The 14858-nt window shown below is 52.4% G+C and carries 9 protein-coding genes and 2 pseudogenes; 6 read left to right on the top strand and 5 right to left on the bottom strand.

Annotated elements, in window-relative coordinates:
- Positions 1–109: 109 nt before the first annotated feature.
- Positions 110–1264 carry an NAD(P)/FAD-dependent oxidoreductase gene (locus FA90_RS24560; RefSeq protein ID WP_051972282.1) on the bottom strand — a complete coding sequence of 385 codons (1155 nt, stop codon included), beginning with the start codon at positions 1262–1264 and terminating at the stop codon, positions 110–112.
- A 1379-nt stretch (positions 1265–2643) separates the two neighbouring features.
- Between FA90_RS24560 and FA90_RS26050 the strand changes: the two genes are divergently transcribed.
- Entirely contained in the window at positions 2644–3117 is a 474-nt protein-coding gene (locus FA90_RS26050) for a type II secretion system protein (protein ID WP_197065396.1), read from the top strand.
- Between the two features lie 296 nt (positions 3118–3413).
- Here FA90_RS26050 and FA90_RS26820 read toward each other — a convergent pair whose 3' ends face one another.
- Complete coding sequence (locus FA90_RS26820) at positions 3414–3824, bottom strand: hypothetical protein (protein WP_156116938.1); 411 nt, start codon at positions 3822–3824, stop codon at positions 3414–3416.
- A gap of 1294 nt (positions 3825–5118) precedes the next feature.
- On the opposite strand from FA90_RS26820, the gene FA90_RS24555 reads away from it, so the two are divergent.
- Together FA90_RS24555 and FA90_RS24550 are read left to right on the top strand one after the other, a co-directional pair.
- Positions 5119–5319 (top strand): hypothetical protein, encoded by a 201-nt coding sequence (locus FA90_RS24555; RefSeq protein ID WP_156116937.1) that lies wholly within the window; start codon positions 5119–5121, stop codon positions 5317–5319.
- Positions 5320–6662: 1343 nt separating this feature from the next.
- Positions 6663–7181: pseudogene (locus tag FA90_RS24550) on the top strand (IS6 family transposase); the annotation flags it as partial.
- A 130-nt stretch (positions 7182–7311) separates the two neighbouring features.
- Here FA90_RS24550 and FA90_RS24545 read toward each other — a convergent pair.
- From FA90_RS24545 to FA90_RS27560, 3 genes are all read right to left on the bottom strand, one after another.
- A complete protein-coding gene (locus FA90_RS24545; RefSeq protein ID WP_036177475.1) occupies positions 7312–7626 on the bottom strand; it encodes a hypothetical protein in 315 nt (104 codons plus the stop codon).
- A gap of 238 nt (positions 7627–7864) precedes the next feature.
- Positions 7865–8149 (bottom strand): hypothetical protein, encoded by a 285-nt coding sequence (locus FA90_RS27435; RefSeq protein ID WP_036177473.1) that lies wholly within the window; start codon positions 8147–8149, stop codon positions 7865–7867.
- A 573-nt stretch (positions 8150–8722) separates the two neighbouring features.
- A complete protein-coding gene (locus FA90_RS27560; RefSeq protein ID WP_156116935.1) occupies positions 8723–10342 on the bottom strand; it encodes a methyl-accepting chemotaxis protein in 1620 nt (539 codons plus the stop codon).
- A gap of 298 nt (positions 10343–10640) precedes the next feature.
- Between FA90_RS27560 and FA90_RS26815 the strand changes: the two genes are divergently transcribed.
- The 3 genes and pseudogenes from FA90_RS26815 (at position 10641) to FA90_RS24525 (ending at position 14436) form a co-directional block, all read left to right on the top strand.
- Positions 10641–10817 (top strand): hypothetical protein, encoded by a 177-nt coding sequence (locus FA90_RS26815; protein ID WP_156116934.1) that lies wholly within the window; start codon positions 10641–10643, stop codon positions 10815–10817.
- A gap of 15 nt (positions 10818–10832) precedes the next feature.
- Positions 10833–11549: pseudogene (locus tag FA90_RS24530) on the top strand (IS6 family transposase).
- Positions 11550–12117: 568 nt separating this feature from the next.
- Entirely contained in the window at positions 12118–14436 is a 2319-nt protein-coding gene (locus tag FA90_RS24525; protein ID WP_036177471.1) for a bifunctional diguanylate cyclase/phosphodiesterase, read from the top strand.
- Positions 14437–14858: the final 422 nt, after the last annotated feature.

The raw sequence follows: 14858 nt of genomic DNA, 5'->3' as shown, positions 1-14858 counted from the left end.
CTCTCGGCCCAGCATAGCAGGTCGCTATTTTGAAAATTCAGAGATCCCGCGGCAGCACGCAACCGACCCGAAGCGTACATGTGCCGGACTTATCCGCTGAGCTTTTCTTTCAACGCGTCGTGAACATCGCAACCACGCTTCGGGGCGCTTCGTCACCGAAGAAGCGTAGATGATTTTGTGCACTCTCCAGGGCCACAGCGGAACTGCGTGCAAATAGCTTCAGTTCATAGGTTGCCAACGCTGCCTCAATGTCATCGGGATAAGTGCAAAGCGCGGTCGCGAGTTCAGCACCGTCAAACAGTGCAAGGTTTGCGCCTTCGCCTGCAAACGGCGACATCAAATGTGCAGCATCACCAACCAGCGTGACTCCAGGGATTCGTTTCCATCGATGGTCCACTGGCAACGCATATATGGGCCACACGACTGGCACGGTATCGCTCGCGGTTGCCAGCGCTAGAAGCTGTGCATTCCACCCAGCGAATTCTATAGCGATGCTGTTAAGCGCGTCTGTTGTCCGGCTGAAATCAAGGGCAGCGATCCATGATTCTGGTTTATTCACAGCAATATAGGTATGCAGCATGCCATTCGCATGGTGATGCGCCAGGATCGCTCTGCCTGGCGCCACCGCCATTAAAGTACCTGAGCCAATGGCCATCGCGCTTGCGGGATGTTGGGCTGAGCCGTTAAATAGGCGGTTTTCGATAAAGGACGTGCCACTATATTGTGGCGTGGCGGACGAGACCAAGGGCCGTACTCTCGACCATGCACCGTCGGCCCCAACGAGCAGGTCCGTTTCGACCGTGGCGCCGTTTGCGAACATTAATTGATGCCGCCCGTTAGCAAGTGGAATGGCCTGTGCGAGCTTGCTTCCCCATTGGATGGTACGGGCCGGCAACGAAGCGATTAAAAGGTCTCGCAACGCACCTCGCTCAACCTCGGGCCTTGCACTAGAGTTCGAGCCGGGCTTGTCAAACAACACGGTGCCATGCTTGTCGACGACGCGCTTGGCATTTTCACCAGGTAGTGCAAGGGCAAGAAACGCCTCATGCAGGCCGGCCGCTTTCAGCCCCAGCTGTCCGTTGTACTCGTGGATATCGAGTAATCCCCTTTGAGCTCGTGCCGTAGGCGAAGCTTCGCCCTCGTAAATGACGGATGGTATGCCGTTGAGGTGCAAAACACGCGCAAGCGTCAAACCGGCTAAGCCAGCGCCGATAATAGCGATACATGGGGGTGTTGAATGAAGTGGGCGTGCAGGGTAAGCCATTTGGCGCATTCCGATCTGAGCGTATGCGGCAAAAAGCGCGCAAGCTCAAAAAATTCCGACGGAGTCGGGGGAAACGCTGGCCTACCTCACAGAAGTGCTAAGCGGCGTGTATGCGATGGGCTAGCTGTATGACTATGACAGTCACGCAAAGTAAACCATCGTTTTTCGCGGTGTTCGAAACTGAAGTTTGTCCTAGGCAAGGCAGTTCTGTCAAGGGCCGCTTCTGGCCGGTTGCAGACGGTCGAGTCAGCATAGCATGTTGCCGAGTCGACAAACTCTCAGACTGTCACGACAGGCCTGTCCCGACCCAGAGCAGACGTTGATGGAGACAGCAGGGCCGATCGGTGTTTTCGAAATGCGCACGTCGGCAACTCTACGACAAATCCAATTTCAACCGCTTCAATACCTCGAGAACAATCTCGGGGTCTAGCTGGGCATGGTAGTTGAAATGCAGCCTGATAGAGCCGCCTTCGAATTTGAGTGAACCGAGTTCCTGTGGTCGCCAGCTAACAGGCCGACTTTGCCCCCATGCTTGTGCCACGACAGCTACGGGTACGCGAGATACCGCGGACCACGTTGCTCCACCTTGCACGCTTGCTAGGTATCCGGACTTTACTATCTGATCGATGGCCTGTTCAACGGACGTCGAATCTGGGAATGAGAATTGCTGTTCATGCGGGGCATCGACGTCATCGCCCATCGCCACGCTATCTCTTGTAGTAACGATTTTCATATGCTTTGCGTCAGTTAGTTGAAGACCCGTTGAGTTAACCACTCCGCCCGGGTACGTCTGCTCCTGGCCGTTTGCGGCCGGCCGAGCCAGCATAGCATGTTGCCGCGTCGACAAACTCTCGGACTGTCGCCACAGGCCGCTTCCGCCCCCTTGCAGACGTTCGTTCTCGACTATTTAGACGCACTCAAATTAACAGACGTACACCAACGCAGAGTGCGATCAACACAACGAAGATGATGGCGAGTACTGGCGTTTGATCGCTTTGGGTACCAGAGCCGGTATCACTTTTCTTATACTCGGAATTTTGTGAACTCATGTCGAGTTTTCAGCTTTTCTTTTGTTCATACTTGCTCGTTCGACATTTGAACGCTAGTAGCTGGCGGGCACGGATCTTTGGCGCAGGACATTAGGTTGCAATAAAGGAAATTCCGCAGATATCACGATCGGTTGATCGAAGGCACTCAAGCGACCATCAGAACAGAAGTGCCATATCGATATATAGCATTCAAACAGATTCAGTTCCAACATTGTTGATTATATTCAACTAGTAATGCTATCATAGAACTATGTAAGTACTAGGCCTATCTTCGATACGCCTATGCACTCAAACTGATGTATCCCGATCAACTTTTTACTTGGAGCTTTAGTGAAGCCAAGGCAATTTCCTGTCTCAACGGCCCAAAGTGGTTTTACCTTAGTAGAGCTGATCACTGTTATCGTCATCTTAGGAATCTTAGCTGCTACCGCCCTACCGAAGTTTGCGGACCTCAGCAGCGATGCCCGAAGGGCCAACGTTCACGCCGCGGGAGGCTCCTTGGCTACAGTCAGTGCCATGACGCATGGGAAGTGGTTGATAAATGGTTCCGGAACAAACTCCGTCAACATGGAAGGCGTTGCTGTTGCGATAGTGATCGGATATCCGTCGTCAGCTGCGACAACCGCGACAGCGGCGGGTCTGACTACCGATGATTGGACGATTACGGTTAATGGCCGAGATCTAATCGTGTCACCGAAGGGTGCCGCTACCGCTGCAACGTGTACGGCAATCTATTCGGAGGCAACGGCTGTTAGCACAACAATTACGCCTTCGAAAGTAGCCGTACTTGATAGCGGGTGTTGACGTGTGATAGGTAGCTGAAGGTAGGCTTCTTTAAATGATAATAATTGTATTAGACCACGATCACATAACACTACATACCGTAAGCCGCTACACTCATCTGGTAGAGTAACGTCGCCAAAAATAGCGAGTATTTACCACTGCTATTGGCCGATTGAAGCCGTTCAGGTCGGCATAGCAGGTTGACGCGAAGAAAACTTCACGAAGTTTCACGGCCGGCTGAAATCGACCCATACCGGACGTTCGTAAATGTTCGCATATGTAACTGCCGACCTCAATTATCCTTATCAATACGTAAGCTAATGCCCTTTTCGCTTTACCTCCTCGCCTTCCCAAGAGCAAGCATCCCCATGATATGGAGCACAGTTCTCACCCTCTATCATCTTGGCTTTTTTCCATTCGGAATCGAAATTAACTCGCAATACGCATCGTTCTCCACCCTCGACCTTTTCATAAGGCTCAATCAAAAGCGTCGTTCCATTCATTTTTCCTATACCGGCAATAGTTCCTGAGCAGGCTCCTGCTGTGACTACCGCAGACGCAGCGACTACGCCTTTCTGAGAGTCAAGGACAATTGTTTTTAACTCGGCCGATTTCGATACGAAATTACCCTCAGCTCTCATATATTGAGCATGAGAGATTAATGGCAGCGCCGCTAAGGTTAAAAACCTCGCAAAGAACTTTTTCATTTCTCTACTATACGTATTCATGTTTGCTTTCTAATTGAAATCGTCGCTGATTATTATGGCGTGGTAATCCGATGCTCGACTTGCTAGCTGTGAAGTCGCAACACACAGGCGCGGTGGTACCGCCTGAAGCTACCTCAAGCTGCTCACCAATCTGTAAAGCATGTAAAGGAACGTCCGCTGTTGGCCGGTTGCAGACTAACACAGCCGTCCGCTTCCGACCCAAAGCAGACGTAGCTAGTGACAGTTACCCGATCATTGAGCTAACTTTGGGATGGCTCGTACTAGTAACGATGGTCGACGTGTGTTTAGCGAGATCGAAGCACTATAGCATTTGTGCTAAGTACCACGGCGGTGACAAAGGACGCGTTTTTGCGCACAGACGCCTGTGAAGCTTACGCATCTTGACCGGATGGAACGAACGTGCGCAACGTAATTCTTCTACGGTGTTGCCTGTTGTCAGCCAACGTATGTGCGACCTGCGATCCTGAAGCCGTTAAATCTGAGCGGACAAGCATGAAAGGTTTCGGCACTTGGAGCGACGTCAAACCGGTCATCGACTTCACTGGCGTGCGCAAACACGAAATATGCCGGTGTCAGCCAGAGTGGCATTGATGAAGCAGTTTGCAGCGTGGTGCCCAGGCATTTACTAGCCACAGCGTCCGATCCGTTTCTACGTAGACAATAAGCTAATCGCCCGTACTTCCGACACCGGACAGTATCAGTCGGTCAGCGAAACCTTCGATGACGGCCTAAAAATAAACGCATGGTTCAAAACTAGCAACTAATGTTTTCAACTCTTTGCCCGTTGCTTACCGAACGGCTGCTCTTAGCTTTTTTTCAACCGATAAACGCAATCAAAGTAGTACAAACACCTCAGCAGGCTCGTCGCTGCCAATCACACAGCTCGGCGCAGTGATGCTAATTGCTGCTGAGCTCGGCTAGGCCGGTACGTGAGTAGGTACGCCTCTCTCCAGGCCGGCTCAGCACCCGCATAACGACGTGCCAAGGGATGCCAAGGTTAAGGAGCTCCTTTGCTGCGCCTACAACCCCATGCGAAGCAGCAGCATGGATAGCGGCATTGATGAGCAAGGCATTGTAGCGGTCTGATCTGCGGTTCATCAGCTAACGATGCGCTTAGTTCATGACAGGAGCTTGACATGCATCAAACCGAAGCAACTTGAGTCTTTATAAATACAGTTGCTAGCGACCTAGAGTACTATCGAATATAAGGAGCTTGAGCTAAACGTTCCCTCACTGACCATTATATTTACATAAGAGGGATGTTATGAACGGGGGGCCGCCGAAGAGCAATCTTGTGATCATGCAAATTACCGGAAAGAAAATAACGGACATCTTTACGGATGCGCTTGACCCTACACAAGTGCTATCGATTACTCGAGCACTGCTCGACCTCACCCAGTCCGGATTAGCAGAAACACACGAGTCCCGGATGATGATCTTAGGGGCGCTTGCCGCCGCTGGACAGGGTGGAACGGCCAACATCGTTGAGAAGTAATCCTCTATCGCCAGTACCGTGTCTTGATGAGTACAGGCTCAAAGGTGATGAGTAGTCGAAAATGCAAATCAAAAAACTGTGGGTATGGCACCGAAGCGTGCCATGAGGCCTATAACTAGAACATGATCACCGCTTCGCCAGATTTCTTGTGACGTATGTAGAGTCAAACCATTCCGGGCAGTTATTGTTCTGCTAACGACGCTGAGCACTTGATCCGCAGGTGCTGGCTTTCGAAGCCAAATTCCAAAACGAACGTATTTGTCGCCGACAAACCAACCTTGGGGCGTAAGGTGATAGCACACCAGCTCGCAGTAAGGAAACATCCGCGGTTAGCCAGAAGACATCTGGTCTGGTGCAGGGCCATACTTGACCAGTAGGACGTAGATCCGATGTGCGTCGCGACTGCGCCAGATTTCTTCGCGGCTTTGAGCACGGTACCCTTCGCTATCTATGGCAGTTGTGTAAACAAAGCTGAGTACTTTGTCCAATGGAGCAGGCCTGCATAGGAATGGAAGACCTTCTCGCTGTACGTTGCCACCACGCCAACCGCGGGGCGTAAGATGGTATGTGATTGAATTGTAGAAAGGGAACATAGGCCGCCCGCAGGTGAAAGGTTGGGTTACTGCCAACCTGTCTAACTAGCTGGTGGAAAACCTAGTGTACACGCTCTGAGCGAATTAGCCGTTCGCGACGCTGTAGCAGGCGTATAGCTGCGCAGCCCAGTGCGGTAACCGTAAAAAAGCCCGCTCGGCGCGGGCATATTCCTGACACTCGAGAATAGATGACTACACGAGCTCGACAGTGGAAATAAATCAGTAGTTAATTTTAACTGTACACGGTTGATGCGTTTGCCAGATTTGACAAGACATGTCGCATGTCTGCTTCTGGCCGATTGCGGACGGTCGAGCCAGCATAGCATGTTGCCGAGACGAAAAGATAACGCACCGGCCCTATAGGCGGCACCCGACTCGCAGCGGCCTTTCGCTAGTCGTTAAACTGACATGGCTTTTTCTGAATGCTTTCGAAGTGATTAACTCGACACAAGACACTGTACTGTATCGCGCCACGCCTGCAGTTCTGGACGCGGCACGGATTTGATGCTCTTTCCCGGCCAAGGCTTTCGTAGAACTGGCGGTAAAAATTGCTGATTGCAACGCCCGGCGGCGGTGGTTTGGGAGCACCCGGATACGGCAGGAAGGCGTCTAAACGCCAATAGTAGATAAAAGACTCTAGTTCGGCCGAGGAATCAGTTGTGGGTGCGAGCCGCTGAACGTGCAAAAGGCAGTCTTCGATCGTCTCCGTATCTAACCCTTCTACCAAAAAGCCAAGCTGCCGGGCCTTTGCTGATCGAAAAGCTGTCGCGCAAGCACAAACGCAAGGTTGGAGCCAGCTGGCGAATGGACGAGACGTACATGAAGGTCAAGGGTGTCTGGAAGTATCTCTACCGTGCTGTCGACAAGGAATGCAAGACCGTCGATTTCCTCTTGACGGCGCATCGTGACATTGCTACCCGGCGGTTCTTCGACAAAGCCATGCGTGAGCACGGCGCTCCGACAAAGATCGCAATGGATAAAAACGGCGCCGACAAGACCGCGATCGATGAGATCAACAGCAGTACGGCGGTCCTGATCGTAGTTCGCCAGGGCAAGTACCTCAACAACATTATCAAACAAGACCATCATGCGATTAAGCGTGTGACCAAGCCGATGCTGGGCTTCAAGTCGTTTAGCGCCGCCAGCAATGTGCTCGCAGGCATTGATCTCATGCATATGATCCGTAAGGGTCAGTTTGCGATCGATGTCGTCGCCTCGTCGATTGCCGATCAATTCTATGCGCTGGCGGGAACAGTCCGTCCAGTATAAGCTGGACCACGCTCGGTCCGAAACGCTTCGCTTAACGCTTAGCAATGCGACAGAACCTTAATTCTTCAGGTGTCATAGTCTGCCCAACATGACTAGCCACTTCGTCAATGCGACAAAACGGTTTCCTGTATTACTCATCGTAGTCAGCCATGAGGGCAGGAGGAAAGGCTATGTTATGGGCCAAGTCAACGAAAACATCCTGTAATCCCTGCCAACCTGGCGTGCCCCCGGCGCTCTTAATAATTTGCTCTGCATCGCGATGGCAAGTCTTTCCATCAATGCTGCCTTTGTGGACATACAGAATTTCTGTGCGCTCACCATTCATGCGGAAGTTGTTAAAAACAATCGCTGCTTTACCGGCCTCGGCGATGCGTCCGCCGCATACATCGCAGAACAAAATCGGCGCACTGATGTCATCAATCACTTGAATTTCGATCATCATCATTCCTGTATTAAGGGGCTATATATCTAATTTTCTTTGGCGACGTCGGCGGGCTCTACAGTCTGCATGGCGCTCGTCAGAGGGACTCGATAGTCGCGCAAGAGGACGCTTATCGATTCACCTTGCGTGCAGTTTATGAAGCAAACTTGGGGGGACCAATCCGTCGCAGCAGACGAGTGATCGCAACGTAAAATGTTCTAGTGAAGAATTGACCACTTGCTCTACAACAAGGCCTTAGCGTCTACTGTTCTAGGCTCGCTAAGGCCCAGCACTGCGTCCAAGAAAATATCGTGTACCGTTGCTCGTTACTGATACCTTCCAACAGGATCGCGCTTAGAAAACTGGCGACGTTCGCACGCACGTTAGGAGGTAGAAAAGCAGCGATCGCAACCGACGACTCGAGATCAGGATGGACACTCGACATCATAATTTGAACGATAAGCTCAGCATGCTCAGTCCATCCGGCATCGTCAACATAGGTCATAAGCGCGGTGACGCTGCCTGGAAGGTTAATCGGGATTTGCATGATGGGCGCGCTCGTCTGACATGGAAGTCACCGAGAATACAGGAGTCGCATAGTGGAAGGCTGAAAACCGGAGCAAATAGTCCCAGCGTTAGTTAGCCATGCAACGACAATGTGGTGCGACTGATACATCATTGGCGCTGAGCACCCTGTCGTGCCAGCTAGTCGATGCTGAGAATGCCAGGGCGCTACTTCGTGCAAATGGCTGTGGTCGGTACACCGACTCGCTGGCTTCCATGGTGTGTCCGCTGCTGGAAGATCGGCGAAGGAAGCGAGCGTGACCTTTCGGTGCATCGTTGGCGAAAAGATGGGCGGTTAGGCCCGTGACGTGTACTTCCGCTAACGACCCAGGCTGTGTAAAAACACGAAAAAATCGTCGAACAAAAAAATCGGCCTCTCAGAACGGCCGCTACGCGATTTTCTCGAGCTCGGGAGGGGTCACTCTACCCCTAGAACTTTTAAGTTTTTGCGTTTTTACACAGCCTGGGTCGGTTGCGGACATTCGTGATAGTCAGCGCATTTCCGCTTGGGCAACCTGCTATCCTGGGTCGATTGATCGCAACCGTCCAACATCGGTCACTCGACAGCAAGCCGGGAGCCAGTCAGTCGCATAGTCCCTCTCTGCTGCAGGGCTGCCAGGCGCTCATCGGTTTTGTTCAACTTGAATACGCTCACCAACTGCGCAAGATTCGAGGCCTGCTCATGCAGCGACGCCGAGGTTGCGGCAGCCTCCTCCACGAGCGCCGCATTTTGCTGCAGCGCCGTGTCCATGTGAGATACAGCGTCATTGATCTTGCCGATGCCAAGCTGCTGGCTCACGCCCGTTTCGGCAATTTCGGCAATCGTCTCCGTCACGCGTTTTACACTGCCAACAATCTCGTTCATCGTACTACCCGCTTGATTAACGAGTTCGCTCCCCACATCGACCTTGGCAACCGAGTCGTCAATCAACAGCTTTACATCTTTCGCTGCGGCAGCCGAGCGTTGCGCTAGGTGACGCACTTCCGAAGCAACGACGGCAAACCCCCTACCCTGTTCTCCGGCGCGCGCGGCTTCAACGGCTGCGTTCAGTGCGAGGATGCTGGTCTGGAACGCAATGCCGTCGATGACGCCGATGATGTCGACGATCTTGCGTGCTGAAGCGTTGATTGCAGCCATGGTCTCCACGACATTCCCGACAACGACGCTGCCATGTGTCGCGACGTCGGATGCGGACTTCGCCAGTGCCGTAGCAACCGCTGCATGCTCACCGTTCTGGCGCACGTTGCGCGCCAGCTCCTCCAGAGACAGTGCCGTCATTTCGATCGATCCCGCCTGCTGCTCGGTACGGGATGACAGATCTTCATTACCTCCCGCAATCTGCGACGAAGCAGCAGCGATCATGTGCGTTCCCTCCCGCACCTCGCTGACGACACCTGTCAAGCTGACCTGCATGGCTGCGAGTGAGGCAAGCAACCGCGCAATCTCGTCGCTGCCCTCGATATGGATTTGATGCGTCAAGTCGCCGTTTGCCACCGCGTTAGCTGCATCGACTGCCTGGCCGATGGACCGCCGCAGGCTACGGATAACCCCGATCACGAGCGCAGTAAGCGCAACGCCGACAACCAGCAAGGCAATGGCCGCGCGCCACAGGTCTTGCACGAAGACGGCCTCCAGATCGTCCATATATAGGCCGGTGATGAATGTCCAGTCCCATGGTTTATAGGTGAGCACATAAGCGCCCTTGTCGAAAACCATGGTCTGGTCGGGATTGCCAGGCTTGGGCCAGACATACTCGATCCAGCCCTCACCGGTATCCTTTGCGATCAAGGCCGCATCACGATAAAGATAAGTTCCGTGCGCATCCTGGAAGTCGGTCAAGTCCTTACCGATCAGAGACGCTTTCAACGGATGCATCACCATTGTTGGATGCGAATTAATAATCGAGTAGTAGCCATCTTTGCCATAGCGCATTGCCTTCAGACGCTTTAACGCCTCTTGCTTGGCTTGCTCCAGCGGGATCGCGCCCGACTTGGCCAGTGCAGCATATTCCTTCACGGTCGCCATACCGACATCGGTAGCGAATTTGAGTGCCAGTTGCCGCTCTTCGAAGCGCTGCGTCCTGCTTTCGAAGATGTGGAAAATTGTCATTCCCGAAAGACAGAGCCAACTGATGATCAGTGGTAGATAAAGTTTTGCGCGAAAACTAAGTTGCATGGACGATGCTCGAGCCAAGAATGTTATAAATAAATAATCAATATTGAACTATTGCAATAATTTACCACGTTGTTACGTTCTATGGCTGAGCGGCGCGCAATTTCGGCATATTGTGCTGTCAATCTGTTGTTTGCCTGTTCAATAAGTCTGCAGCGGCGTGTAACGGCCATTCTCGATAGTTTGTCGTCGACCTCGGTGTTGCAGGTGTTGACCTCTCCTATCCATGAGCTTCCGTGATGTTTTCGTCTTTGCACCTAGCATCGTGGATTAAACCGCCGAAGAGCCGCCAAGAGCGAAGATGGAAATCAAGGACTTCCACAGACATGTGCATGACGTAAAAGCTTGGAGTGAAAAAGCTGATCTTTGCATCATGCATGACCTCGACAGTCAAGCTGCTGCGGCGCAGGAGCCCCCACTAGCCCCCCATGAGAGCTGGGGATGGCTCTGGTGCAAACCTGCAGCTCAGCTAGAATGACGGCCTTTGCCTAAGATGCGTAGTCACCCGAGCAAAAGCGACCTGTTCAAGGGTAGACACTTCGAACAAGAGATCATCATCCTCTGCGTGCGCTGGTATCTGCGCTATAAGCTTTCGTACCCAGACTTGCTCGAGATGATGGCCGAGCGAGGCGTACCGATCGCTCACACGACAATCCTGCGCTGGGTTCAGCGGTATGCACCTGAGTTCGACAAACGCTGGAGCCGCTTCTCGACGTCGGCTGGCACCTCCTGGAGAGTGGATGCGACCTACGTACGGATCCGCGGTCGATGGGCTTATCTCTACCCGGCTGTCGATGCATCAGGCAAGACGGTCGACTTCCGGCTGAGTCCGCGATGCAACGTCGCCTCCGCCAACGCGTTCTTTCGCAAGGCTGTGCGCTCCCAACGCTGATCACCCGAGACTATTACGCTGGACGGTTACGCAGCCTCTCACAGGGCCGTTCGTGAACTTCAAGAGCAGGGATGTCTTCCTGACTTGACGAAGGTCCGCTCGTCGAAATACCTGAACAATTTGATTGAGCAGGACCATCGCAATGTCAAATCCAGGCTAGAACCGATGCTGGGCCTAAAAAGCTTCATTTCCGCTGCCATAGCAATTCGAGGCATCGAGCTCATGCATCGCATTCGCGTAGGCCAGTGCGACCTACGAGGTATGGGAACTCAGGGGCAAACTCCCTCCGAAATCTGGGTAGCTGTTCTGGCTGTGTGAACTCAGCCGGCGCACCGGCAGGTTCGAGTGCCTTTGTCCATAATTTGCACCAGAGCCTCGATCAGCATATGCCACCCTGACGTGGTCGGGACGGTGGCGATGACCACTTAAAGCGACTTCTTTCGCTGACTCACCGCGTTGTAATCGCCTTGCACAGAGCGTCTGGTTTCGTCCGCACTAACAGCTAGTTGCCCATACCACATGATTGTCGGGTCACGTGATATGAACAGCGAACCGCATGAGTTCAACGGCTTCGGAGGTCTTCCAGTTCTCGTAACGTCAACGCTTTTCTATACAACTTCCAGGCAGCAGCGCGGTAGTCTATCGAGTTCATTTTTCATTCAAATACTAGACCTATGCGTCCTACGCTGGTCGAGCGTCATTTACATAACATGGCCAATTTAGCAAAGAGCCCAACGAAGAAAACAACAAATTTTTTTTGAAAACAGTTACTAAATTGAAATATTGGTTTTTTTCTTGTAATATTTGCGCTTGCACGACTTCATGTTCACATGATCAGCAACATCTGCCCGCCATCATTGTGTGGTGATACAGACAAGGTTATTACTTGAACTCCCTCGAAAATTTGGCACGTTGGCGGACGCAGTTATTTAATGCGATTCTAACTATTACGCTTGTACTAGGCCTAATGGCAGCTGTTCCTAGCCTAAGTTTATTAGGTAATAATTTACAAGCGGTGATTGTGCTTGATGTTATTGCGCTGAGCTGGGTAGCCGCTTTACGCTTGGCACAGCACATCTCATTTCGGTTCAGAGTCATGCAATTTCTAGCTATGAATCTGATATTCGGTTGCGGTTTGATGGTGACGGTTGGCACGAGCAGCCAGATCTATTTGCTGGCCGGACCAATCATGGCAACGTTACTGCTTGGTACAAAAGTCGCCTTATTTACGACCGCTATTGGCAGTGTCGCGGTTTTCGTTATTAGCTATAGCGGGATCGGAACCGTTCACCTGGCAGGGGTTGACCAGAGTGGCTTCGGCTATGCTATGTTAATCACGATTACCTATAGTTTTCTTGGTACAGGAATGACCCTATCGTGTTCGTTCTTGTTGAAACGTCTTGCCGATTCCCTTGTGGAACTGCACGCGACCGCTCATTCTCTACATGAGGGCAAACTTGAGCTACATGAAGTCAATGCTGAATTGAGCCTGACTGCTGCCGCTTTATCGGGCCTAAGCGACATGGTAGTAATTGCCCGCATTGTCGACAGCCCTGGCGCTGCTCAGCCGATAATTTATGTCAACGATGCTTTTGAACGGCACACGGGATACAGCCGCGAGGAGATGATAGGTGGTAGCTGGCGAATACTCTTGGGCCCCAATTCCAGTCCACTTGAAATAGCTCGCATCCGCGATGCGATCAATAACGGTGTTGCAGTGTCGAGCGAGTTGGAATATTACACAAAAAACGGTATCTCATATTGGATCGAATTTGAGCTGAAGCCCTTTGCTGACGCCAGTGGGGTGCGAACTCATTGGGTCGGTACTGCCCATGACATCACAGAGCGCAAAAAGTCTGAAACGAGCATCCATAAGCTAGCGTTCTATGATGTACTAACGGGACTACCCAACCGCCGATTGCTAATGGAACGCTTGGAAGTCCTAGTTGCTGACGCGAGCGCTGGCATTAGTGCGATAATGTTCATCGACCTGGACAACTTCAAGGTGCTCAACGATGCTCGCGGCCATGCCATTGGTGACAATCTACTGGCCGCTGCAGGTGCGCGCTTATCTGGCCTGGTCGGGCCGCGGGACACCGTGGCGCGGTTAGGTGGCGATGAATTTGTGGTGATGCTAGCTGGTCTAGGCTACGATGAGCATCTTGCTACCGTCACCGCGCTGGCAATGGCAGAAAAGATCCGTTACGCGGTTGCCGAAGGGTTTGCAATCAACGGCCACGAGTACCAGTCATCGGCCAGCATCGGTGTCACTTTGATGGGTAAGCGGACGAACACCGTTCAAGACCTTTTGTCGGAAGCCGACACAGCTATGTACCGTGCCAAGACCAGTGGGCGGAACCGGGTAGTCTTGTTTGAGGCCACTATGCGTGCCGAAATGGAGTTCCGGCTGACCTTGCAGGACGACCTTGCTGCAGCCCTCCACAATAGCGAACTGAGTATGCACTTGCAATTGCAAGTCAATCCTGAAGGCAGTCCCGTCGGAGCTGAATTGCTGATGCGGTGGCGTCGTGCCGACGGTAGCACGGTACCGCCGGACCTATTCATTCCGCTCGCTGAGGAAAATGGTCTGATCATTGTTCTGGGCCAATTTGCTCTGCGCAGTGCGTGCGCTGCTTGGCACGCACTGACCAAAGCAGGTCACAGTATGCCACTATCTGTGAATGTCAGTCCGACCCAATTTCGTCATCCTAATTTTGTTGAGGATGTTCGGACGCTGCTGCACGATACTGCGACACCGGCTGACCAGCTCATTTTCGAAGTAACCGAAGGCCTGTTCGTCGATTCACATGACAATGTTATCGATCGCATGCACGAACTTGCTGCGCTTGGAATCCGCATGTCGATAGACGATTTTGGGACTGGTTATTCTAGCTTGGCTTACCTCAGACGTATGCCTCTATTCGAATTAAAAATCGACCGCAGTTTCATAAACGATATAGCTAACGAAGACGAAAATAGCCAGAATGGCAAGGCCAATGGCAGCGCCATCGTTCAATCGATTATCGCTATGGCCGGTCACTTAGGACTGCAAGTCGTGGCCGAAGGGGTAGAAACTGTTGCTCAAGCACGCTTTCTCGCCGCAAATGGAGCTCCTGCTATGCAAGGCTACCTATTCTCCCGACCAGTGCCTTTGGAGCATCTCGTGTCGCAGCTAGGTCGCATAGGGAAATTGGTGGCGGCATAGCAACATTCTATGCTGTCTCAACCGTCTGCTATCGGCCAGAAGCGGACGCTCGGCAAATTTCAGCGGTAGCGAATTACTATCGGCAGCTCTCTTCCAGACTCGCAAGCGTGAACTCGATGCCTCGGTGAAGAGCCTCTCAATGCCGAGCAATAGCCGGGCTTGGATTGCCTGTACTCGCAAAATGGGTTAGCGAGCGCGCCAGGATGCCCAGCCGACTGTCGAAAGCGGTTCGCCATCCACCGCCGCGAAGCAAATTCTAGTATGGCGGGTACGCCAGCATACGGTGGTGCAGTCAATCACCGCCATCGCTGATGCTAGACCGAGATTCGATCATCGTCACACGTTGCGGCGTGCAGGTCAGTTCATGCGAACGGGTGACAGCGAGCCATCGCGCAATGTTTTGACGCGGGGTCATGCCTGAA

Source organism: Massilia sp. 9096 (assembly GCF_000745265.1).
Lineage (GTDB): Bacteria > Pseudomonadota > Gammaproteobacteria > Burkholderiales > Burkholderiaceae_D > Telluria.
This window is presented reverse-complemented; position numbering and strand designations above follow the sequence as displayed.